A 20,521-nucleotide genomic window follows, 5' to 3' on the forward strand; every position below is an offset into this window, starting at 1 on the left:
CCATCATACGCCCAAACTGACCAGCCAGTCAGCTAGACGTCTGTCCCTTGACAAGCGCGGGGTAATTTGTAGACTGACCACAGCCGAAAGCGGATACTGAATCGGCATCCTAGGATGTTTGAGGGTTGCAAAACCCGCGCTTTTTGGAGGTAGACCATGAAGTTGGGGAGACTGATGGTGGCTGTGTTGGTTTTGGTTCTGGGCACCGCGCTGGCCCAGCAGCGCCCTCGAGTGGTGATCCCTACCGGCAGTACCGGAGGGGTGTTCTTCTTCTACGGTCAGGCCATCGCCAAAATCCTGACCGAGTCGGGCGTGGCTGAGGCCACCTCCCAGCAGACCGGGGGGTCTTACGACAACCTGCTGCTTCTGCGCGACCGCACCGATCCTCGCTCCAACACCTACTACTGCGCCTTGGCCACCACCGATTCAGCCCTGGTCACCTACACCGGTCAGGAGCCCCGCTTTGCCCAGCGCAAGGCCGACATGCAGCGCATCATGTTCTACATGTACCCCAGCCTGATCCACATCATCACCAGCGAGAAAAGCGGCATCCGGGTGGTACAGGACCTCAAGGGCAAGCGGGTTTCCACTGGCCAGCCGGGCTCTTCCACCGAGAACCTGGCTCTGCTGGTGTTGCAAGGGGCCAACCTCAAGCCCACCGACTTTGCCAAGCGGGAGCGCCTTCCTGCTGCGGAGTCGGCCAAAGCCCTTTCCGAGGGCACCATCGACGCCTACTTCTGGGTAGGGGGGGTGCCTACTGCCAGCGTGGTGGAGCTGGCCCAGAGCCTAGCCCGTAAAGGCGATCGCATCGCTATTGTTCCGGTACCTCCACAGAGCACCACCGCCCAGCTTCTGACCCGGCGCTTCCCTGGCATCGTAACTACCGGCACCCTGCCCAGCAGCGCCTACGGTACGGCGACCAGCGTGCCCGTGCTCTACACCGGCAATGTTTTCCTCTGCCCGGAGTCCATGCCCGAGGAACTGGCGGCGGCCATCATGAAGGCGGTCTTTACCAACCTGCAGACCCTCACGACTGCCACTCCGGCAGCGCGGGACACCACTCTCAAGAACACCGCCGACCTGTACAACCAGAAGGTGGTCATTCCTTTCCACCCTGGGGCGGTGCGCTACCTGCGGGAGGCGGGGGCCATTCGCTGAAGCTGAGTAAGCCTAAGCCCCCCCCAGCCTGGGGGGGCTTTTTCCCGACCCTTTGAAGGGTTTTTGAGGGTATAATCCCGCGCAATACGTAGCCTTTCTGGAGGTTTTACATGGAAATAGCGCAAGATGCCAGTACGGGCCAAGGCCGGTTGGGGCGGCTGACCTGGATGATTTTGCTGGTGGGGGCTTTGTTCAGCCTCTACCTGGTGCTGCATCCCTTTACCCCTCTGAGTCGCTTCGACCTAAGCGTTCTCGACCAGGTGCAGCTCAGACGGGCCACCCACGTGCTTTTGCTTTTGCTGGCGGGCTATTTGATTACCGCACAGCTCCCGCCGGCCCGCCCCACTTTGGGCACGTGGGTTTTTGCCCTCTTGAGCCTGCCCTTTCTCTACACCTTCTGGGTGCCCAATGTGCCAGGGGTGGAAATCTCGCCCCTGGGGCGGGCCATGGGTACGCTGGCCTGGGCCCTGGCGGTGCTGCCAGGCCTCTGGCCCAGGGTTCGGCGCTACGCTGACCTGGCTGCAGCTTTGTTGGCTGTTCTGCCCTGGGTCTACCAGGTGCGCTACTACGAGGAGCTGGTGAACCGGGCGGTTATTCCCACCGACTGGGACATGAGCATGTCCTTCACCGTTATGATTCTGGTGCTGGGGTTGGTCTCGAGGTTGCTGGGCCCCATCATGCCCTCGTTGGTGTTGGTTTTTCTCACCTACAACATGTACGGCCATCTGGTGCCCGGCACCTTCCAGGGCGCTAAAAACGGCATCGACCTGATCCTGGGCAAGTCCTACAACGAGACCGAGGCCGGCATCTATGGCCTCATCACCGGGGTTTCGGCAAAGTACATCGTCTATTTCACCATTCTCTCGGGTTTGATTGGCACGCTGGGCCTGGGCAAGGTGGTGGCCAATATCGCGCTGTCCATGGTGGGCCGTACCCCCCAGACCCCGGGCCGGGTGACCGGTATCGCCTCGGTCTTTATGGGCATGTTCAGCGGCTCGGGGGCTGCCGATACCCAGTTTGTGGCTGCGCTGACCAAGCCCTTATACGAGCGGGCCAACTACGACCGCATGACCGCTGCGGGTTTGGTGGCCACTGCCGGCACCATTGCCCTGATTACCCCACCGGTGCTGGGCTCCATCGCGTTTGTGATGGTTGAGATTCTGCAGATCAGCTACCTGTGGGTGGTGATTATGGCTCTGGGGCCCATGTTGCTCTATTTGATGGGTATCCTGGCCTACAACGAGTTTTATACCCGCAAGGCCAAGCTGCCGCCGGTAGGGGCCGAAGGGCATCTGGGCCGTAACTATGCTCTACGCTACAGCACCATTTTTCTGCCGATTCTGCTCATCGTGGTCATGTTGTTTTTGGGAACCGAGGTGGCCACTGCGGTCTATCTGGCCTCGCTGGCTTTTGTGCTCATTGCCTACCTCGACCCTACCCTGAGGCCTGCGGCCTTGCAGGAGGCCATGCAAAGCCCGGCCTACCGGGTGGGCCTGCCTTTGGGGATCGGGTTGATGCTCCTGGGGGCCTTCCTGCCCGTGCTTTTGGGCTGGAACCTGGGCAAGATACCTGTGCTGCCGGTAACGTTGGCGGTGGTGGGGTTGTGGGTGGGTACCTTTTTCTATCCCGCGGCGGCCAGTGGGCAGCTACGGGGGGTGTTGCGGCCCATTGCCCAGGGCTTGGTGGAAGGTTTTCGCCAGCTTATTCCCATTGGCTCGGCCATTGTGGCCGCCAACATGATCTTCGGCATGATGGTGATTACCGGGCTACCGGCCAAGTTCTCTATCTTTTTAGGCCAGGTCTCGGGGGAGAGCCTACTCTTGGCCACCTTGGTTACCGCAGTGTTTAGCCTGATTCTGGGGATGGGGGTTCCGCCTACCGCCACCTATGTGCTCACCGCATCCCTCACCGCCCCGGCCATTATCAAGATTGCTGCGGCCAACTTCCAGGGCTATGGCCTCGAGCCCCAGCAGGCCCTGTTGGCGGCTACCCTGGCTACCCATATGTTCCTCTTCTACTATGCGGTGCTGGCCGATGTGACGCCCCCGGTGGCCCTTTCTGGCTATGCCGCAGCCTCGGTTTTCAAGACCAACCCCATCCTGACCGGTGTCTATGCCGCACGGGTGGCCTTGGCCAAGTACATCATTGGCTTTTTCTTCCTACTCTCCTTCACCGGAACAGGGCTTTTGATTTTGCCGGTGCTGCAGAGCCTGCCGGGCCTCGAGGGCTGGCTCATCATCCTAGAGCGCTTCTTCTTCACAGGGGTGGCCATCCTTTTCCTGGCTGCGGCCACAGTGGGCTATACCCGCCGGCCTTTGAGGCGCTGGGAGAGCTGGGTGATGGGCCTACTGGCTTTGGCCCTGTTTTACCCCTATCCCAACCTGTGGATGGCCTTCATTCCCTTTGGTCTGGGCTTGCTTTTCTTCCTGCGCAAAGAAAAGGACTCGGCCCCCCAGGCGGCGGACTGAGGGTCAGAAGCACTACCATAGGCCAGCCGGGCGATTAGACTTAAGGCATGTTGACCCTAATGCGCCGTGCCGGCTTCCGCTTTTACGTCAAATCGGGGAGTGCCCAGGAAAAGCCGCACATCTACGTGACTCGCGACGGCCAGTCTTGGGCCAAGTTCAGCCTGAACCCAGTGAGCGTGGAGATGAACAACGGCTTTAGCCGTACCGAGCTGACCCGCCTACAGGGTATGGTGACCGACCTCGAGCCCCAGCTTTTGCAGGTATGGGGGGAGTATGCCAGGAGCCAGGGGGTTCGGCCTGAAAAAGAGGAGCGGCAAGCGCCCAAGCCCGCCCCTTCCCCCCAGGCGGCCGAGGCCAACGCAGACCCTGCGGCCTAGCCGGGTTGACCCATGATTCAGGTTTTCACCGGGGATAGCTTCCTGGCTCGCGAGGCTTTATTGCAGGAGGCCAGCTTGCAGGGGCTGCCCCCCCGCCTGATGCCTCCCGAGCCGGCTTTGCTGGTGCAGGAGGTCAGCGGTGGGCTTTTCGGCCCCAGTGGGGCTCTGGTGGATTTGCGTGACCTTGGCGAGGCCGAGTGGAAACCCCTGCGGGAGGTGTTGCAACATCTGCCGCAGGGGGCCGTAGTGCTGCTGCTCGATCCTAAGCCCAGTGCCACACGCAGCCGGTGGTATGCCGACAATGCCCAACGGCGCGATTATCCTGTGCCCAGCCCCAAGGAGATGACCCAGTGGGTACACAACCGTGCCCGCCACTACGGCCTGAAGCTCCCCGGGGCGGTGGCCGCGTATCTGGCGGGCTTGGTGGGCGCAAAAGGAAGCGCGGAGAACCCCACCGTGGGCCTCGAGGCCCTCGATCAGGAACTACAGAAGTTGCAATGGGCCACGCCCCCCCTCACCTTGGAAAAGGTTCAGGCCCTCGTTGCCTTGGAGACGCCCATTTCGGGCTTCGACCTGGTGCGCTCGATTGCCGAGGGTAAGCCTCTTCAGGCCTTCAAATACGCCAAAGAGCTTTTACAGCGCGGCGAGGACCCCTTGCGCATTTTGGGCGCGCTTTCCTGGCAGTACGTGCGGGTAGCCCGGGCCTGGGCTTTGTTGCAGCAAGACCCCTTGTTGGGTGAGGGGGCTGCGGCCAGCGCCCTGGGTATGCACCCTTATGCCGCCAAGCAGGTTTTGCTGTTGGCCAAAAGGATGCCAGGGGAGAAGGTGGTGCGGGCCTTGGAGATTCTTATGGAGGCTGAGGAGGCGGCCAAAACCGGAAGGGATATGCGCCTGGCCTTAGAGCGGGCCATGGTGGGGCTGGCAGCCCTACACGCTCCGGCCTAGCCCTGCAGCAGCCAGAAGGTATAGGCGGCGTACAGGGCTAGAAAAACCGCGCCTTCCCGCCGGCCCAGCCGGGCTCCGGTGACCAGAAAGGGCCACAGCAGCAGGCTGGCTCCCAGCATAACCGCCATGTCCCGTTGGATACTGGCCCAGGGTAGGTCAATGGGTTGTACCAGGGCGGTGAGGCCCAAAATGCCCAGGATGTTGAAGATATTGGAACCCACGATGTTGCCCAAGGCAATGTCCGGCTCACGCCGCAGGGCCGCGACCACCGAGGCGGCCAACTCGGGTAGGCTGGTGCCCAAGGCCACGACGGTCAGGCCGATCACCAGCTCGGATACGCCGAAGCCTCGAGCCAGCGCTACCGCGCCTAGGGTTAGGATGCGGGCCCCCAGCCCCAGCAGGACTAGCCCCAGAGCCAACCCGAGGTAGTTGCGCCAACTTATCTGGGCGGGCTGGCCGTACTCCTGTTCGAATTCCTGGGCTACCTCTGGGTTCTCGCCGCTGCTGCTTTTGTAAAGGAAGCCGATGTATAGCCCCAGCAAAATCAGCGAAAAAAGCCCTTCCCAGCGGCCTACCTGCTGGCCCAAGTAGAGAAAGGCCCAGAGCAGCAGGGCGGTGCCAATCATAAAGGGCACCTCGCGGCGGATGAACTGGGCCTGGGCCCGTATGGGTTGGATTAGGGCGGTCAGGCCCAGAATCAGCAGGATGTTTAGGATGTTCGAGCCCACTACGTTGCCTATAGCAATGCTGGGGCTGCCGGAAAGGGCTGCAGCCAGACTGGCGGCCAGTTCGGGGCTGCTGGTACCAAAGGCCACCACGGTCAGGCCTACCACCATGGTGTTGATGCCCCAGCTACGGGCCAGAACCACCGCGTTTTTGACCAGCACCTCGCCGCCAAAGTACAAGAGCACCACACCACCTGCGATAAGCAAGAGATTCAGAAGCAGCTCCATGCCCCATAGGATAGCCGGTTACTCCACAGGATGGTCGTTTTCCAGGTATTCCAGCACCCCTCGAGCAATCCCATAGGCCAGCCGGTCGAGATAGTTCGGTTGGCGCAGATTCTGCCCCTCGAGGGGGTGGCTCAGGTAGCCCATTTCCACCAAGATGGCCGGCACGCTGTTGTAGCGGATGACATAGAAATCGGCGCTGCGTACTCCCCGGTTGAAAGCCGCCGTGGCCCCCAACAGATGGGCCATAACGCGGGTGGCCAGGGTGCGGGAAAGCTCCATGCGGCGCAGTGAGTTCATAAGGGGCGTGGGGGTGGGCAGGCTCTGCGGCGGGATGGGGTTGACGTCCTCGGGGCTGGGCTGGGCCAGGTCGGGTGGGGTGGGGAGGGTTTCTAAGGGGCTGGGGGCGATGGCCAGTGGAGGGGGCTGGAGTGGGGCGGGGGCTGGGAAAAAGGGGCGGGCGTTGCCGGGGCCAAAGTAGTAGACCTCGAGGCCGCACCAGCCATCAGCCCGGGGGGGAGCAATGGCGTTGGCATGAATGGAAACGAACAGATCCTTGCCCTCGGCCAAGGCCACCCGCTGGCTTAGGTCGGTGCGCTTGTCGGGGGAAAAGGTGTTATCGTCCTCGCGGGTCAAGGTGACGGCCACCCCGGCTTCCTCCAGCAGACGGCGCACCCGCAGGGCCACCTCGAGGTTCACCACCTTCTCCGCTACCGGCCCCATGGCGCCGGGGTCGGGGCCGCCATGCCCGGGGTCCAGCACTACGGCAAAGCGTCTTCCGTTAGCCTTAACAAAGCGAAAGCCCGGAAGGGGTGACAGCGGGCTGGTATCCACAAAGGCTCCCGAAAGGTCAAGCACCAGACGCTGGCCCTCCCCTTCCAAGGCCGGTAATACCATGCTGCGAAAGCCAGAGCGGGGCGTGGCTCCCTGGGGGGTGAGCAAAATCAGCGTGGCGCGGTCTTCAAACTGCTCCAGCACATAGCCGGCCAGTTCCGGTTGGCTCACAAAATGCACTCCAGGGTTGACCTTCTGCCCGGGCAGGGTGACCTTTAGCGCAGCCCCCAAGGGCTCGAGCTGGTAGGTAGCCTCCTTAGGCAGATCCAGCACCACCCGGGTGAAACCGGGTTGGTCGCCAATGCGCGGTGGGGGCAGCACCTGGCTTAGGGCAAATGGCCCTAGGGCGAGTAGCAGCAAGAAAAAGAGCCTCCTCAAGGCGGTCTTAGTCTATGTGAGTTCGTGGTGGTAAGAGGTGAGTTGTGGCTTCCCCAGCCTTCATAAAAGCCGCGGGCCCATACCTTGACCCGTTTTTTGTTCAAAATGGAAGCTAGCGCCGGAAAGCGTTGAGCTAAACCCTGCTAGCCTAGAGGTGTTAGGAGGAGGTCACGTGTTGGCAGAAGCCTTGGTAGAAGAGGTGTTACAGCGTGCCCGTGCGGGCGGGGCGGACTTTGCCGAGTTGTATGTGGAGCGCTGGCGGCGGCGGGCCTTGCGGGTGCTCTCGGGCCAGGTCAAGGAGGCTACCAGCGGCATCGAGTATGGGGCTGGGCTGCGGCTTTTTTATGGTACCGAGGTGGTCTATGCCTATACCAACGACCTAAGTCCCCAGGGCCTCTTCGAGGTGGCCGAAACCCTGGTCAAGCTTAGGGGTAGCGCGGGCCAGGTCGATGCCCGTGGCCAGGGCGGGCTGGACTTCCGCAGGGCTGTGGCCCAGGGCTTGCACGCCCCCGAGATTCCCTTCACCGCCCGCGACAAGCGCTACCGCCTGGAGCGCATCCGCGAGGCCGAGGCCGGGGCCATGGTGGGGCCCCAGATCAAGCAGGTGCAGACCCAACTAAACGAGTGGGAGCAAGAGGTGCTGGTGGCTACTAGCGAGGGCGTCTGGGCCGAGGATCGCCGGGTGCGCACCCGTTTTTACGTCACCGCCATCGCCCAGGACGCCTCGGGGATGCAGACCGGGGTGATGGGGCCGGGGCTTTCGCTGGGCCTCGAGCTCTTCGACCGCTACCCTCCCGCCGAGGTGGGGCGCAGGGCCGGGCTGCAAGCCCTTACCAACCTGCGGGCCAAACCCGCACCCGCCGGCACCATGCCGGTGGTGATTGGCAATGGCTTTGGCGGGGTGATCTTCCACGAAGCCCTGGGGCACCTCCTGGAGACCACCTCGGTGGCCAAGAAGGCCAGTGTGCTCTCCGATAAGTTAGGGGAGAAGGTGGCCTCCGAGGTGGTGACCTACATCGACGACGGCACCACCCCCCACGGCTGGGGCTCGCAGGAGTTCGACGACGAAGGACACCCCACCGAGCGCACCGTGCTGATTGAAAACGGGGTACTCAAGAGTTACATGGTCGACCGGCTGGGCAGCCTCCTGACCGGCTACCGCCCCACCGGCTCGGGCCGCCGCCAGGACTATACCTTTGCTCCTACCAGCCGCATGCGCAACACCTTTATTGCCCCCGGCACCACGCCCAAGGAGAAGCTCTTTGAGGGCATCGAGTTTGGCCTTTATGCCGCCGATATGGGCGGAGGGCAGGTGCGGCCCGGCTCGGGGGAGTACAACTTTGCCGTCAAGGAGGGCTACATCATCCGCAAAGGCCGCATCGAAGAGCCGGTGCGGGGAGCCATGCTGGTAGGCAAGGGTCCCGAGAGCATCCAGAAAATCGTGGCGGTTTCCGACGACTTAGAGACCGGCCCCGGCATGTGTGGCTCGCTGTCGGGCAGCCTGCCGGTGGAGGTGGGCCAGCCCCATTTGCTCATCTCGGAGATTGTGGTCGGGGGGCAGGCCTAGCCCCTTGCAGAAGCGAGGCGTGTGTATGACCTTTGAAGAAGCCAGGGATTACCTTTTGCAAAAAGCCAGGGCGCTGGGCCTCGAGGCCGAGGTGCTGGCCATAGAAAACCGTGAGCTGACCGTACAGGCCCACGGCGGTAGGGTAGAGAACATCACCCAGGCCACCCAGGGCGGGGTGGGGGTGCGGGTGGTGGTGGAAGGCAAGACCGGGTATGCCTATACCGAGGAACGTACACCCGAAGCCCTGGACTGGGTGCTGGCCGAAGCCCACGAGAACGCTTTGTTGCAGTCGGAGACGGGCGGATTCTTGCCTGCTGGCGGTGAGCTGGGCCGCCACGATCTCTTGGGCGAGGGGCTTTCGGCACCCTTGGAGCAGAAACGTCGGGCTGCGCTAGATGTGGAGTTGGGCTTGCGGGCCGACCCAAGGACGCGCCAGGTGCAGATGACCCGCTATGCCGAGCACGAGACCCAGGCTTTCCTAGGTTCGACCCAGGGGGTCTCGGGGGCTTTCCGCAATGGCTACGGTGCCCTGATGGCCTACGCAGTGATGGGCCAGGGCCAAAGCCTCAAGCAGTCCTTTGAGCTGGAGGTTTCTAAGGAGTTTCACGCCCTCGACCCGGGCCGCACCGCGCAGGAGTTCATTCGGAAAACGGGCCGTTTGCTGGAGGCCCGGCCCCTCAAGACCGGGCGCTACAGAGCCTACTTTGAGCCCAGAGCCTTTGGCCAACTGCTGGCGGTGATGGGGATGTTCATGCTTTCGGCCAAAAATGTGCTCGAGGGCAAGAGCCTGCTGGCGGGCAAGATAGGCCAGAAGATCGCCTCGGAAACCTTCACCCTGGTCGACGACCCCACCCTGCCGGGCGGGCTGGCCTCGCGCCCTTTTGATGCCGAGGGAACCCCGGCCCAGCGCACGGTGCTTATCGAGCAGGGGGTGCTCAAGACCTTCCTGCACAATGCCGAGACTGCCCGCAAAATGGGGGTGCCCAACACCGGCCACGCCTGGCGGGGCTACAAGGGGGTGCTGGGGGTGGGGCCTTCCAACCTTTTTGTGGCGCCGGGTCAGGGTATCCAGATGGACGAGGGCATCGTGGTCACCGACCTGATGGGCCTGCACGCCGGGGCCAACCCCATCTCGGGTGAGTTCAGCCTACAAGCCCTGGGCCTCAAGGTGGAAGGGGGCGAGGTGGCCTATCCGGTGGAAAACTTCACCGTGGCGGGGAACTTCCTGGAGCTTCTTGCCCACATTACCGCGCTGGGCACCGAGCTGGAGTGGAACCCCATGATGGGCATCGTAGGGTCGCCGATGGTGGAGGTGGCCGAGCTGTCGTTTGCCGGGGCTTGAGCCGGGCGCGTTTGGGTATTTTTGTACCGGGGTCTTGGTTCTAGGATGGGGCTATGGAACAACTCGAGTACGTTCGGAAGAACCTCGAGGCCCTGGGCGAGCGCGACCGCCTGGAAGTGCTGCGGCAGACCCCTGAGGCCCTGGAAGAGCTGTTCCCTCGCCTGGACATGCGCCGGGGCTGCGAGCTGACCCACTGGACCGCAGGGGAGATTTACTGCCACCTGGCCGACCTCGAGATCGGCTACGGTTTCCGCATCCGCCAGGCCCTGGCCGGGGCAGAGCAGGCCCAGGCCTTCGACCACGACCGCTGGGGCATCCGCTACCGCAACTACGAGAGCTACTCGGCCAAGCTGGCGCTGGATGCCTTTTGCGGCCTGCGTCGGTGGAACCTCGAGCTGCTGCGCAACCTAAAGCCCCAGGACTGGGAAAAGGTGGCCTACCATCCCCAGCGCGGCCCCGAGACCATCGCCTTCATCGTGAAGATGCTGGCAGGCCACGACCTGCGCCACCTCAAGGAACTGGAGTACATCGCCGGCTACGTCGAGGCGGGCTAGGTGGGCTGCGAGGGCCGATAAGCGGCTAGCAATCCTTGCAGCCGGGCCTTCACTTCAGGCCACTCCTGGGCCAGGATGCTGTAGACCGCGCTGTCGCGGATGCCCCCATCGGCAGCGGGCCGGTGGGCCCGCAGAATGCCGTCCAGCCTGGCCCCCAGCCGGGCGATGGCCTGGCGCGAGCGTAGGTTTCGGGCATCGGTTTTGAGGGTAACCCGGTAGACCCTATAGACCTCGAAGGCGTGGGTGAGCATCAGCAGCTTGGCCTCGGTGTTGAGGCCGGTACGCTGGGCCTGGGGGGCCAGCCAGGTCCAGCCAATTTCCACCGCATCGGGCAGGCCCGCTCGGCGGTAGGGGCTGTTCGTTTCCCAGGGCCAGTACTCAAACGCGCCAAAGCGGGTGCTGCCCACGGCCTGGCCGCTCCGCCGGTCTACCGTTAGAAAGGGCAGGGCCTGGCCCCGGGCCTGTTCCTCCAGGGCAGCCTGGATGTAGCGGCGCATGCCCTCTTCGGTCTTGGGAACCTGGGTGTAGGGGTATTCCTCGAGGCGCGCCAGCTTCAGCAGTACCGGCAGATGCTCGAGCGTAAGAGGCTCGAGGCGAACCAGGCGACCCTCGAGGGTGATGGGCTGGGTCAGGTTGGGGTTCATCGAAAGGGCCTCCTTGGGGTTCAGGATAGAGGCTTTTGGGGGCCTTTTCTACGGGGTTTCGGGTTTAGCGAAATTTAGACGTAGAGTTCAAACTTGCCCCGTAAGCCTTCCAAAAATGCAAAGGGGTTAGTATCCTAAGACCACAACAAAACCAAAGCTTGTTGCTGAGGAGGGTTAACATGAAACTAACGCGTCGGCAGGTTCTCAAAGCTGGTTTAGCGGCTTCTACGGTCTACAGCCCCTGGATGATTGCCCGGGCCCAGGCCCGCCCGGTCAAGCTTGCGGCCATTCTACCCCTCACCGGGTCCTTTGCTTTTGCGGGTAACGCGGCCCTCGAGGCCTTCCGCGATGCGGCAGACCTCATCAACGATAGGGGTGGCATCGGCGGACGGCGTTTCGAGCTGGTGGTGGAGGACGACGGCTACGACGTGGCCCGGGGTACGGCGGTGTTCAACCGCATTGTGCAGCGCGAACGCCCAGACGAACTGGTGTTTGTATACGGCAACTCCACCGGGCTTTCCAAAGCCCTAGCCCCGGAAATCACCCGCTTGCAGCTACCCTACACGGCCACCTCCTTCTCCAACGAGCTGGCCGATCCCCAGACCTACCCCACCATTTTCGTCTTTGGTCCCACCTACAACGACATGGCGGGGGCCTTGCTGCAGCAGATTCGCCGGCAGAAGGGGCGCGGGGCTAAGATTTTCCTCTGCTATTCCAACTCCGAGTTTGGCCGCGACCCCATCCCCTTCATCAAGGAGCAGTCAGCCCGGCTGGGCTTCCAGATCGTGGGTGAGGAGGTAACCCCCCTGGCTATTGCCGACGCCACCCCCATTGTGACCAAGCTGCGCCAGGCCCAGCCCGACTTCGTGATTCTGCAGGGCTATGTGCTCACCGTGGAGCCCCTCCTGGTGCGGGCGGCGCGGGAGCAGGGCATCCGTGCGACCTTCATGGGCACCTACTACTCCGCCGAGCTGGCTCTGATGCAGCGGGCCGGGGCTGCTGCCGACGGCTTCATCGTGACCTACCACAACGCCTATTACTACGACGCCACTGTGCCCGCCGTGGAGCAGATCCGTGCCTTGCGCCGTTCCAAAGGGCGCGACCTCTCCTACCGCACCACCTACTACATGGGCTCTTGGATGGCCATGGACGTGATTGCTGAGGCCATGCGCCGGGCCCACGCTGCCGGTAACCTGACCCGACCGGGGATGATTCAGGCCTTGGACACCCTAGGCGACTACAACGCCGGTGGGCAGGTGCGCAACCTGCGCTGGGTCAACCGGCGGCTGCCCTTCACCAAGCTCTACCGGGCCAACGTGCGCGATGGCCGCTTCGACGCCATGACCGACTGGGTGGACGGCTCTAAGCTTTAGCCAGGTCTGGGTGGCCGGGGGCGGGCCTGGCTCGGCCCCGGCCCCTTGCGCAGGCCCCGCTGCCTTGGGTTGGGCTTTGTCTCGAGGAGAACATGGATTTTGCACTGGTTCTGCAAACCGTTTTCAACGGTCTAGCCAATGGGGCCTTGTATGCGGTGATCACCGCTGGCTTCGTGCTGGTGTACCGTGCTACCAGCGTGGTCAACTTCGCTATCGCGGAGTTTTTGCTTATCGGCGCTTACCTGACCTATACCCTTTCGCTTTTCCTACCCATGCTGCCAGCCATTTTTCTGGCTTTGCCCCTGGCTTTTGCCTTTGGGGTGCTGGTGGAGCGGGGTTTTGTGCGCCCGCTTTTGGGGCGCAACGTGGTGGCTGTCATCATGGCCACGATCGGGCTGGCCTCGGCCCTGGATGGGGCCGCCCTGATTGTTTGGGGGCCCGACCAGAAGGCCATGGGGGCGGCCAGCATCGCCCAGCTCCCTAAGGAGGTGCCCAACCTGGCTTTCAGCATAGGGGGCGTTTTCCTTTCCTCCAAGGCGGTTTGGAGCCTGATTTTGGCCCTGCCACTGGCGATTCTACTAGTGGTTTTGCTCAAATACAGCCGCTACGGGGTCTTGTTGCGGGCTGTTTCCGAAAGTGAGACGGCAGCCTTGGCCATGGGCATAAATGCCCCGCGGGTGGTGGCGGTGGCCTGGGGGGTTTCCGCGGTAATGGCTACCATTGGTGGGGCTTTTCTGGCGGGTGCCGCAGGGGGCGGTGGCCCAGGTCATCACCTGGTTCTGTTGGGTTTGATTGTTTTCCCCATCGCCATCCTAGGGGGATTCGACTCGGTGCCGGGTGCTGTGGTGGCGGGGTTGCTGATTGGCTTGATCGAGGCCTTTTCCCAGCTTTATCTCGAGTCCTTGCTGCCCGGCATTACCCAAGCCATCCCCTTTGTGATCGTGCTGCTGGTGCTGCTGGTTCGGCCCTATGGCCTTTTTGGGCAGCATCGCATCGAGCGGGTTTGAAACCCCTGTAGGAGCTTTGCATGGCTGAGATCAACGTGGAGAACCTGAAGGTGGTTTACCGGGGGGTCATCCTGGCGTTGCAGGGGGTGAGCCTTCGCGCGGGGAGGGGCGAGGCCATTGCCCTCTTAGGGCCGAACGGGGCGGGTAAGAGCACCCTGGTGCGGGCCATGGCGGGTCTGCTGCCACAGTACGACGGGCGGGTGCTGGACGGAAGGATAGTCCTCAATGGTCAGGAGGCCCATCACCTACCGGCGCTCAAGGTGGCCTCGTTGGGTCTGACGGCCATTTTGGAGGGCCGCCCCATCTTCCGCTACCTGACCGTGCTAGAGAACCTCCGGGCTGCAGGCCACAAGCTCTCTCCCCAGCGTCAGAAGGAAATCACCGAGGAAATTTTCACTCGCTTCCCCCGTCTCTACGAGCGCCGGTTCGAGCAGGGGGGGTATCTTTCCGGAGGGGAGCAGCAGATGCTGCTACTGGGGATGGCCTTGCTCACCGAGCCTCGCATCCTGGTGGTGGATGAGCCCAGCCTAGGGCTTTCCCCCAAGCTCACCGAGGAGGTGATGCAGGTGCTGGATGCGCTGCGCCGCGATAAGGACCTCACCTTGGTTTTGGTGGAGCAGAACGCCCGCGCGGCCTTCTCTATTGTAGAGCGGGTGTATGTGATGGAGCAGGGCCGGGTGGTCTTCGAAGGTACCGCCCAGCAGGCGCAGGCCGACGCCGATGTGATGGAGTTTTACCTGGGTGGGGCGGTGGCCGGGGGTTTTTCCGAGGCCAAGCGCTACCGTAGGAGGAAGCGATGGGTCTAGGGCCTGTTTGTCGCAGTGGAGAACGGCTCGAGGTTTTCTGTGGGGTGAAGCATGTCTAGGGTATTGCTCGAGGCCCACGACCTGCACCTCTCCTTCCGCGGGGTCAAAGCCCTGGTGGGGGTGAGCTTCCGTGTTTCGCAGGGCGACCTTTTTGCGGTTATCGGCCCCAATGGGGCGGGCAAAACCAGCCTGCTCAACGTGCTCTCGGGGCTGTACAAGCCCCAGCAGGGGCGGGTCACCTTTTTGGGCGAGGATCTGGCTGGATTGAGCCCTCAGCAGCGGGTGCGCAAAGGGCTGGGTCGTACCTTCCAAAACCTCGAGCTCTTCCGCGGCATGACCGTCTTGGAAAACGCCAAGCTGGGTGCGGAACTGGCCGTAGGGGCCTACACCGACCTGCTGCCCAAGGCGAGGCTCGAGTGGGAAATTCGCCGCCATGCCGAGGAAGTGCTGGACTACCTACACCTTTCCCCCTACCGCCATGCTCCGGCAGGTGCCCTGCCTTACGGCCTGCAAAAACGCGTGGAAGTGGCGCGGGCGCTGGCCGGACGGCCCAAACTCCTTTTGCTCGACGAGCCCATGGCGGGGCTTAGCCTGGAGGAAAAGCAGGACCTGGCCCGCTTTCTGCTGGATGCCCGGCGGGAGTGGGGGGTGACGCTGGTGCTGGTGGAGCACGACCTGAAGGCTGTGCTGGAGCTTTCGACTGGGGTGCTGGTGATGTCCTATGGCGAGGTGCTGTACCAGGGAGCCCCGGCGGGGGTGCGGGACAACCCCCGTGTGGCAGAGGCCTATCTGGGGAGGAGCGCATGAGCGAGACCCTTGTGGAACTCCTGGCCCAACACGCCCGTTCCAAACCCCACACCCCTGCGCTGCGGGTCAAGCGCCTGGGGGTGTGGCAGACCACTACCTGGGCTGCTTTACAAGAACAGGTAATCCACCTGGCGGGGGGGCTGCTCGAGCTGGGCCTGGCCCCAGGGGATGTGCTGGCCATTCTGGGCCAGAATGCCCCGGAGTGGGTTATGGCCGAGCTGGCGGCCCAGACCGTGGGGGCCATGCCCATGGGCATCTACGCCGATGCCATGCCAGAGGAGGTGGGCTACTTCATCGAGTTTTCCCAGTGTGCGGGAATCGTGCTCTCGGATGAGGAGCAGCTCGATAAGGTGCTGCCCCACCTGGACAGGCTCCGCTTCGTACTGGTCTGGGAAGAGGCCGGGATGAGCAAGTACTGGAGTCCTAAGGTGCGCCCCTTCAGCGCCGTGCTGGAGCAGGGCCGCTCGGAGCGAAACCGCTCGGCGGTGGAGGCGGCCAAGGCTCAGCTTCGGCCCGAGACCATCGCCTTGCTGGCCCCCACTTCTGGAACCACAGCCCGTAGCAAGCTAGCTATGCTGTCCCACCGCCAGCTTATCGCAGGGGCCAAGGCCGGCCAGGACGCTATTGCCATCGGTGGGGGGGAGTGGGTGTTCTCCTATCTACCCCTGCCCTGGATTGGGGAGCAGATGCTCACAGTGGTGCGTAGCCTGACCGATGGCACGGTGGTGCACTTCCCCGAGGACATGATGACCGTGCGTGAGGATGTGAAGGAGGTACAGCCCGACTTTTACCTGGCCCCGGCCCGCCTTTGGGAGGATATGGCCGCCATTGTGCGTAGCCGGATGGAGGACGCCGACGGTCTGAAAAAAGCCGTTTACCGCTGGGGCATGGGGGTGCTGCTGGAGTGTGCCCAGCGGGAGTTCCGCCGCGAGCCCATCGGGTTTGGCCTGGAGCTGGCCCGGGCTTTGGCCTACCCCTTGGTGGCCCGCCCCATCCGGGCCCGGCTGGGGTTGGCGGCCTGCCGCATCGCGGCGACGGGTGGGGCTCCTTTGGGGCCGGAGGTTTTTACCTTCTTCCGTGCTTTAGGGGTAGACATCCGCCAGGTCTATGGGCAGTCCGAGACCGCGGCCACCAGCGTGGCCCACCTGCCCGGCGATACCCCCCCGGAGACGGTAGGGAAGCCGCTATCCCATACCCAGGTGCGCATCGCCGAGGACGGGGAAATCCAGGTTAAAGGTGCGCAGGTCTTCAGCGGTTATTTCAAGAACGAGGCGGCTACCCGGGAGAGCTTCACTGAGGATGGTTGGTTCCGCACGGGCGATGCCGGCTTCTTCAATGAAAACGGTCATCTGGTGCTTCTGGGCCGGCTCAAGGAGGTGGGGGCCTTAGCCGATGGGACGCGCTTTGCGCCCCAGTTTTTGGAGAACCGCCTCAAATACTCCCCATATATCCGTGAAGCGGTAGTAATTGGTCACGGGAAGCCTTTTGTCACCGCACTCATCGAGCTGGACCCTGAGAACACCCAGAACTGGGCCCGCAAACGGGGCATCATCTTCACCACCTACCAAAGCCTGACCGCTAACCCCCAGGTCTACGAGCTGATTGCCCAGGAACTACGCATGGCTTGCGAGAGCCTACCCGAGGAGCTTAGGGTGCGCCGCTTCGCCATCCTGCCCAAAGAGTTGCACGCCGACGATGAGGAGATTACCCGTACCCGCAAGGTTAAGCGGGGTACGGTGGAAGGCCGCTATGCCGTCCTGATTGCCGGGCTATACGACGGCTCGAGCCTGGTTCGGCTGACCCTGCCCATTAAATACCTCGAGGGGGAAGGAAGGCTCGAGGCCGAGGTGCGGATTGCCGAGGTGGGCCGCTCCTTGCCAAAAGAAAAGGTGGGGGCATGAGGGGGGGTGGGTTGTGTACCGCTTGAGCCAGTCGCTGACCGATGCATTCAGCCGCCGCTTTTCCCGCACCGTACGGGAAGACTACCGCCAGGACGAGGCCTACGCCAGCACCCCCCAGGGGCGCTTTTGGTTGGCTGTGGCCTTGGTGGGTTTGCTGGTTTTGCCCCTTTTGCTGCCGCAGTACCCCATGTTTGTGGCCACCCAGATTCTGATTGCCGCCCTGGCTGGGCTGGGCCTGCACTTGCTGGTGGGTGGAGCGGGCCAGATTTCCCTGGGCCAGGCGGCGTTTGTGGGCGTAGGGGCCTATGTTTCCAGCCACCTTAGCGGCGACTTGGCCCCGCTGGGTATCTTGCTAGGGGGGCTAGTGGCCGCAGCCATTGGGGTAGTGTTGGGTATTCCCTCCTTGCGCATTAAGGGGGCCTACCTGGCCATCGCCACCCTGGCCTTCCAGTTCTTAGCCGACTATATCTTCAAGCGCTGGACCGACTTTACCGGGGGTGTGGCAGGGCGCCGGATTCCCGCCGAGGCTACCTTTTGGGGTCTCCCGCTGGCCGACGACCGGGTGGTCTTCTACATCGGTTTAGCCTTTGCCATCCCCATGTTCTTCTACGCCAAGCGGCTGCTTTCCACCCGGGCAGGCCGGACTTGGTTTGCCGTGCGCGACAACGACCTCTCGGCCCAGCTTTCTGGGGTGGATTTGGTGCGAGCCAAACTCACCGCATTTGCCCTTTCAGCCTTTTATGGGGGCATCGCTGGGGGGATTTTGATGCACCTTATTGGGGCAGTGACGCCCGACAACTTTGTCCTGGCCTTTAGCATCCAGTACCTAGCCATCGTTATCGTGGGTGGTGCAGGAACTGTGCTGGGTGCTGTGTTGGGCTCTTTCTTCATCGTTTTGATTCCCGAGACCTTGAGCGTGATCGCGGGGGCCTTTGGCCCGCAGTACGTGGCCCAGCTTTCGGCCTGGCGCAGTGTGGCCTTTGGGGTGCTGATCCTGATGTTCCTGATTCTAGAGCCCAGGGGGCTGGTAGGGTTGTGGGGCCGTATCCGGGACTACTTCCGCACCTGGCCTCTACCTTACTGAAGGCGGAGGCGTGGCCGTGCTCGTGGGACAGGTGGGCGCTTTGGCGCTAAACAGGTAAACTACGGGCATGGTGGATTACGACCTATCTGAATCGGCCCTGGTCAGCCTGGTGGTGCTGGCCCTCGAGGAGCAAAAGGGGCTGCGCCTGGCGCAGACCGGGGCCCGTAGTGTGGGCGATGTCCTCTCGGGCCGCCGCTCCCGCCCAGTACGCCTCGAGCGTGAGGGGGATAGCCTCACCGTGGACCTCAACGTAAGCGTGGACTATGGCCGGCCGGTCATGGAAGTAGCCAGGGAAGCCCAGCGAACCGTGGCTGAGGTGCTTACAGCCTCTACTGGACTCAAGGTTCGGGCGGTCAATGTGACGGTAGTGGGCGTAGAGTACAAGGAGCCCCATGCGGCCTGAGGCTCGGTTGGGGAGGGTGTATGCGGCGTAAGGCCCGTGAACTGGCCTTTAAGGTGCTCTTCGAGCACGCGGTAGGCGGGGTTCCCCTCGAGGTGGCCTGGCAGCACGCCACCCAGGAGCTCGAGCCCGACGATTCCGAGCCAGACTGGGATACCCTCGACCCCGAGGGCCTCGCCTTTGCCCAACGCCTGGTGCAGGGCTACCAGGCCCAACAGGAGGTGGTCAACCAGGCCCTGGCCAGCACCATCCAGGGCTGGAGTTTTGCCCAAATGGCCAAGACCGACCTGGCGGTGCTGCGCCTGGCTACCTACGAGATGCTCTTTGAGCCGACGCCCCACGCTCCTCTAATCGAGGTGGCGGTCAGGATTGCCCGGCGCTATGGGGGGGAGGACTCGGGCCGCTTCGTCAACGGCGTGTTGGCCCGGCTGCACAAGCGCATCGAGGCCGGTGAGCTTCCCCCCGCGGTTCAGGACAGCGACTAGGCTATTTTTTTGAGGTGCGCATGCTGGAACTTGCCGGTCCTCCGGTTGCTGAGACAGTTTATCAGGAACTCAAAGCCCAGCTGGCCCAACTACCCTTTGTGCCTCACCTGCGGGTGGTACGCCTAGGGGAAGACCCAGCCTCGGTGGCCTATGTGCGGTTAAAAGATCGCCAGGCCAGAAAACTGGGGCTTTTGAGCCAGGTGGACGTTTTCCCGGAAACCCTGAGCCAGGAGGCGCTTTTACACCACATTGCCCAGCTCAATGCCGACCCTGGGGTAGATGGTATTCTAGTGCAGTCCCCAGTGCCCCAGCACATCGACTTCAACGCCGTACTCGAGGCCATAGACCCCCGGAAGGATGTGGACGGTCTGACCCCTACCAATGCGGGGCGCTTGTGGATGGGACTAGAGGCCCTAGAGTCTTGCACGCCGGCGGGGGTCATGCGCTTGCTGGCCCACTACCAGATTCCCCTAGCCGGCAAAGAGGTAGTGATTGTGGGGCGCAGCAACCTGGTGGGCAAGCCCCTGGCGGCCATGATGCTGCGGGCCCACGCCACGGTAACCCTGGCCCATTCCCGCACCCAGAACCTAGTCGAGGTCTGCCGCCGGGCCGACATACTGGTGGCGGCAGTGGGTAAACCGGGCCTGATTACCCCCGAGATGGTGCGCCCGGGCGCGGTGGTGGTCGACGTCGGCATCAACCGGGTGGGCCAGAACGAGAAGGGCCGCGACATCCTGGTGGGCGACGTGGCACCCGAGGTGGCCCAAGTAGCCTCGGCCCTAACCCCGGTGCCGGGCGGGGTAGGCCCTATGACGGTAGCGATGCTCCTGCGCAATACCGTGTGGGCGGCCATGCGCCGGCGAGGGGTAACCCAGCCTCAGCCGATGGTAAGATAGTGCACAGTGGCTGAGCTCTTCTCCAACCAGGTGCTGTGGACGGCTATTTTGGCCAGTGTTGTGGCCCAGATGCTCAAGCTTTTCATCTACTACATGGTGGAGCGCCGCTGGGAGTGGGAGCGCCTGGCCGAGACCGGCGGAATGCCCTCCTCGCACTCGGCCACGGTGGCTGCTCTGGCTACTGGAGTAGGCATTACCGAAGGCTGGGACAGCGCTTTTTTTGCTATTGCGGTGGTGTTGGCCATCATCGTAATGTACGATGCTACCGGCATCCGCCGGGCGGCAGGGTTACATGCCCAACGCCTCAACGACCTCATCGAGGAGTTTCGAGCCCTAGTGCAGCAGGGGCCCCAACCCGAACCGCTCAAGGAGTTGCTGGGCCACACCTACCTCGAGGTGGCCGTGGGGGCAACCTTGGGCATTCTTTTTGCGCTGCTGAGCTTTGCCCTGTTCTGAACTCTCTATATAAGCTCGGATTACTTCTCTTTACACTGTGTCCATTGCGCCCGGCTGACCCTTGGGTCTACCATTGACAAACAAAACTG

20 protein-coding genes are annotated in these 20,521 nt (G+C 62.9%); 17 read left to right on the forward strand and 3 right to left on the reverse strand.

Going from position 1 to position 20,521, the window contains the following annotated elements:
* The first annotated feature begins 156 nt into the window (after positions 1 to 156).
* From G552_RS0101375 to holA, 4 genes are all read left to right on the forward strand, one after another.
* Positions 157 to 1,158 carry a TAXI family TRAP transporter solute-binding subunit gene (locus G552_RS0101375; RefSeq protein WP_036270107.1) on the forward strand — a complete coding sequence of 334 codons (1,002 nt, stop codon included), beginning with the start codon at positions 157 to 159 and terminating at the stop codon, positions 1,156 to 1,158.
* A 110-nt stretch (positions 1,159 to 1,268) separates the two neighbouring features.
* Positions 1,269 to 3,626 carry a TRAP transporter permease gene (locus tag G552_RS0101380; protein WP_027881383.1) on the forward strand — a complete coding sequence of 786 codons (2,358 nt, stop codon included), beginning with the start codon at positions 1,269 to 1,271 and terminating at the stop codon, positions 3,624 to 3,626.
* A 47-nt stretch (positions 3,627 to 3,673) separates the two neighbouring features.
* Positions 3,674 to 4,003 carry a DUF4160 domain-containing protein gene (locus G552_RS0101385; RefSeq protein WP_019551669.1) on the forward strand — a complete coding sequence of 110 codons (330 nt, stop codon included), beginning with the start codon at positions 3,674 to 3,676 and terminating at the stop codon, positions 4,001 to 4,003.
* A gap of 12 nt (positions 4,004 to 4,015) precedes the next feature.
* Positions 4,016 to 4,948, forward strand: coding sequence for a DNA polymerase III subunit delta (gene holA, locus G552_RS0101390; RefSeq protein WP_027881384.1), 933 nt, complete (start codon positions 4,016 to 4,018; stop codon positions 4,946 to 4,948).
* Here the strand turns inward: holA and G552_RS0101395 are convergent.
* Both G552_RS0101395 and G552_RS0101400 read right to left on the reverse strand, forming a co-directional pair.
* On the reverse strand, positions 4,945 to 5,901 hold the full coding sequence (locus tag G552_RS0101395; RefSeq protein ID WP_027881385.1) for a calcium/sodium antiporter: 957 nt from the start codon (positions 5,899 to 5,901) through the stop codon (positions 4,945 to 4,947). The genes holA and G552_RS0101395 overlap by 4 nt on opposite strands.
* Before the next feature lie 18 nt (positions 5,902 to 5,919).
* Positions 5,920 to 7,092: an N-acetylmuramoyl-L-alanine amidase family protein gene (locus G552_RS0101400; protein WP_036270119.1), complete on the reverse strand. Its 1,173-nt coding sequence runs from the start codon at positions 7,090 to 7,092 to the stop codon at positions 5,920 to 5,922.
* A gap of 190 nt (positions 7,093 to 7,282) precedes the next feature.
* Between G552_RS0101400 and G552_RS0101405 the strand changes: the two genes are divergently transcribed.
* The 3 genes from G552_RS0101405 to G552_RS0101415 are packed head-to-tail and all read left to right on the forward strand — an operon-like array spanning position 7,283 to position 10,573.
* Entirely contained in the window at positions 7,283 to 8,677 is a 1,395-nt protein-coding gene (locus tag G552_RS0101405; RefSeq protein ID WP_027881387.1) for a TldD/PmbA family protein, read from the forward strand.
* Between the two features lie 25 nt (positions 8,678 to 8,702).
* A complete protein-coding gene (locus tag G552_RS0101410; RefSeq protein ID WP_027881388.1) occupies positions 8,703 to 10,019 on the forward strand; it encodes a TldD/PmbA family protein in 1,317 nt (438 codons plus the stop codon).
* A gap of 53 nt (positions 10,020 to 10,072) precedes the next feature.
* The gene (locus G552_RS0101415; RefSeq protein WP_036270110.1) at positions 10,073 to 10,573 is read left to right on the forward strand and encodes a DinB family protein; all 501 of its coding nucleotides are present in this window, start codon (positions 10,073 to 10,075) and stop codon (positions 10,571 to 10,573) included.
* Here G552_RS0101415 and G552_RS0101420 read toward each other — a convergent pair.
* On the reverse strand, positions 10,570 to 11,217 hold the full coding sequence (locus G552_RS0101420; protein WP_036270112.1) for a GNAT family N-acetyltransferase: 648 nt from the start codon (positions 11,215 to 11,217) through the stop codon (positions 10,570 to 10,572). The genes G552_RS0101415 and G552_RS0101420 overlap by 4 nt on opposite strands.
* A 179-nt stretch (positions 11,218 to 11,396) precedes the next feature.
* Here G552_RS0101420 and G552_RS0101425 point away from each other — a divergent pair, with 179 nt between their 5' ends.
* The 10 genes from G552_RS0101425 (at position 11,397) to G552_RS0101470 (ending at position 20,432) form a co-directional block, all read left to right on the forward strand.
* Positions 11,397 to 12,590 (forward strand): ABC transporter substrate-binding protein, encoded by a 1,194-nt coding sequence (locus G552_RS0101425; RefSeq protein ID WP_027881391.1) that lies wholly within the window; start codon positions 11,397 to 11,399, stop codon positions 12,588 to 12,590.
* A gap of 92 nt (positions 12,591 to 12,682) precedes the next feature.
* Positions 12,683 to 13,597, forward strand: coding sequence for a branched-chain amino acid ABC transporter permease (locus G552_RS0101430; protein ID WP_027881392.1), 915 nt, complete (start codon positions 12,683 to 12,685; stop codon positions 13,595 to 13,597).
* A gap of 20 nt (positions 13,598 to 13,617) precedes the next feature.
* Positions 13,618 to 14,403, forward strand: coding sequence for an ABC transporter ATP-binding protein (locus G552_RS0101435; protein WP_027881393.1), 786 nt, complete (start codon positions 13,618 to 13,620; stop codon positions 14,401 to 14,403).
* A 51-nt stretch (positions 14,404 to 14,454) separates the two neighbouring features.
* Positions 14,455 to 15,210, forward strand: coding sequence for an ABC transporter ATP-binding protein (locus tag G552_RS0101440; RefSeq protein ID WP_027881394.1), 756 nt, complete (start codon positions 14,455 to 14,457; stop codon positions 15,208 to 15,210).
* Positions 15,207 to 17,111 (forward strand): AMP-binding protein, encoded by a 1,905-nt coding sequence (locus G552_RS0101445; protein ID WP_027881395.1) that lies wholly within the window; start codon positions 15,207 to 15,209, stop codon positions 17,109 to 17,111. Before G552_RS0101440 ends, G552_RS0101445 begins: the two co-directional genes overlap by 4 nt.
* Before the next feature lie 13 nt (positions 17,112 to 17,124).
* Complete coding sequence (locus G552_RS0101450; RefSeq protein WP_027881396.1) at positions 17,125 to 18,195, forward strand: branched-chain amino acid ABC transporter permease; 1,071 nt, start codon at positions 17,125 to 17,127, stop codon at positions 18,193 to 18,195.
* Between the two features lie 67 nt (positions 18,196 to 18,262).
* Complete coding sequence (locus G552_RS0101455; protein WP_027881397.1) at positions 18,263 to 18,598, forward strand: Asp23/Gls24 family envelope stress response protein; 336 nt, start codon at positions 18,263 to 18,265, stop codon at positions 18,596 to 18,598.
* A 20-nt stretch (positions 18,599 to 18,618) separates the two neighbouring features.
* Positions 18,619 to 19,080 (forward strand): transcription antitermination factor NusB, encoded by a 462-nt coding sequence (nusB, locus tag G552_RS0101460; RefSeq protein ID WP_027881398.1) that lies wholly within the window; start codon positions 18,619 to 18,621, stop codon positions 19,078 to 19,080.
* A 20-nt stretch (positions 19,081 to 19,100) separates the two neighbouring features.
* Positions 19,101 to 19,976, forward strand: a complete 876-nt coding sequence (folD, locus tag G552_RS0101465) for a bifunctional methylenetetrahydrofolate dehydrogenase/methenyltetrahydrofolate cyclohydrolase FolD (RefSeq protein WP_027881399.1) — start codon at positions 19,101 to 19,103, stop codon at positions 19,974 to 19,976.
* 6 nt (positions 19,977 to 19,982) lie between these two features.
* Positions 19,983 to 20,432 (forward strand): divergent PAP2 family protein, encoded by a 450-nt coding sequence (locus G552_RS0101470; protein ID WP_027881400.1) that lies wholly within the window; start codon positions 19,983 to 19,985, stop codon positions 20,430 to 20,432.
* Positions 20,433 to 20,521: the final 89 nt, after the last annotated feature.

It is taken from the genome of Meiothermus rufus DSM 22234, assembly GCF_000423425.1.
GTDB lineage: Bacteria > Deinococcota > Deinococci > Deinococcales > Thermaceae > Meiothermus > Meiothermus rufus.

Bases quoted from the DNA above. Each gene is read 5' to 3' on its own strand.
- G552_RS0101375 (WP_036270107.1), top strand. From the start codon at position 157: ATGAAGTTGGGGAGACTGATGGTGGCTGTGTTGGTTTTGGTTCTGGGC.
- G552_RS0101380 (WP_027881383.1), top strand. From the start codon at position 1,269: ATGGAAATAGCGCAAGATGCCAGTACGGGCCAAGGCCGGTTGGGGCGG.
- G552_RS0101385 (WP_019551669.1), top strand. From the start codon at position 3,674: ATGTTGACCCTAATGCGCCGTGCCGGCTTCCGCTTTTACGTCAAATCG.
- holA (WP_027881384.1), top strand. From the start codon at position 4,016: ATGATTCAGGTTTTCACCGGGGATAGCTTCCTGGCTCGCGAGGCTTTA.
- G552_RS0101395 (WP_027881385.1), bottom strand. From the start codon at position 5,901: ATGGAGCTGCTTCTGAATCTCTTGCTTATCGCAGGTGGTGTGGTGCTC.
- G552_RS0101410 (WP_027881388.1), top strand. From the start codon at position 8,703: ATGACCTTTGAAGAAGCCAGGGATTACCTTTTGCAAAAAGCCAGGGCG.
- G552_RS0101415 (WP_036270110.1), top strand. From the start codon at position 10,073: ATGGAACAACTCGAGTACGTTCGGAAGAACCTCGAGGCCCTGGGCGAG.
- G552_RS0101420 (WP_036270112.1), bottom strand. From the start codon at position 11,217: ATGAACCCCAACCTGACCCAGCCCATCACCCTCGAGGGTCGCCTGGTT.
- G552_RS0101425 (WP_027881391.1), top strand. From the start codon at position 11,397: ATGAAACTAACGCGTCGGCAGGTTCTCAAAGCTGGTTTAGCGGCTTCT.
- G552_RS0101430 (WP_027881392.1), top strand. From the start codon at position 12,683: ATGGATTTTGCACTGGTTCTGCAAACCGTTTTCAACGGTCTAGCCAAT.
- G552_RS0101435 (WP_027881393.1), top strand. From the start codon at position 13,618: ATGGCTGAGATCAACGTGGAGAACCTGAAGGTGGTTTACCGGGGGGTC.
- G552_RS0101440 (WP_027881394.1), top strand. From the start codon at position 14,455: ATGTCTAGGGTATTGCTCGAGGCCCACGACCTGCACCTCTCCTTCCGC.
- G552_RS0101445 (WP_027881395.1), top strand. From the start codon at position 15,207: ATGAGCGAGACCCTTGTGGAACTCCTGGCCCAACACGCCCGTTCCAAA.
- G552_RS0101455 (WP_027881397.1), top strand. From the start codon at position 18,263: ATGGTGGATTACGACCTATCTGAATCGGCCCTGGTCAGCCTGGTGGTG.
- nusB (WP_027881398.1), top strand. From the start codon at position 18,619: ATGCGGCGTAAGGCCCGTGAACTGGCCTTTAAGGTGCTCTTCGAGCAC.
- folD (WP_027881399.1), top strand. From the start codon at position 19,101: ATGCTGGAACTTGCCGGTCCTCCGGTTGCTGAGACAGTTTATCAGGAA.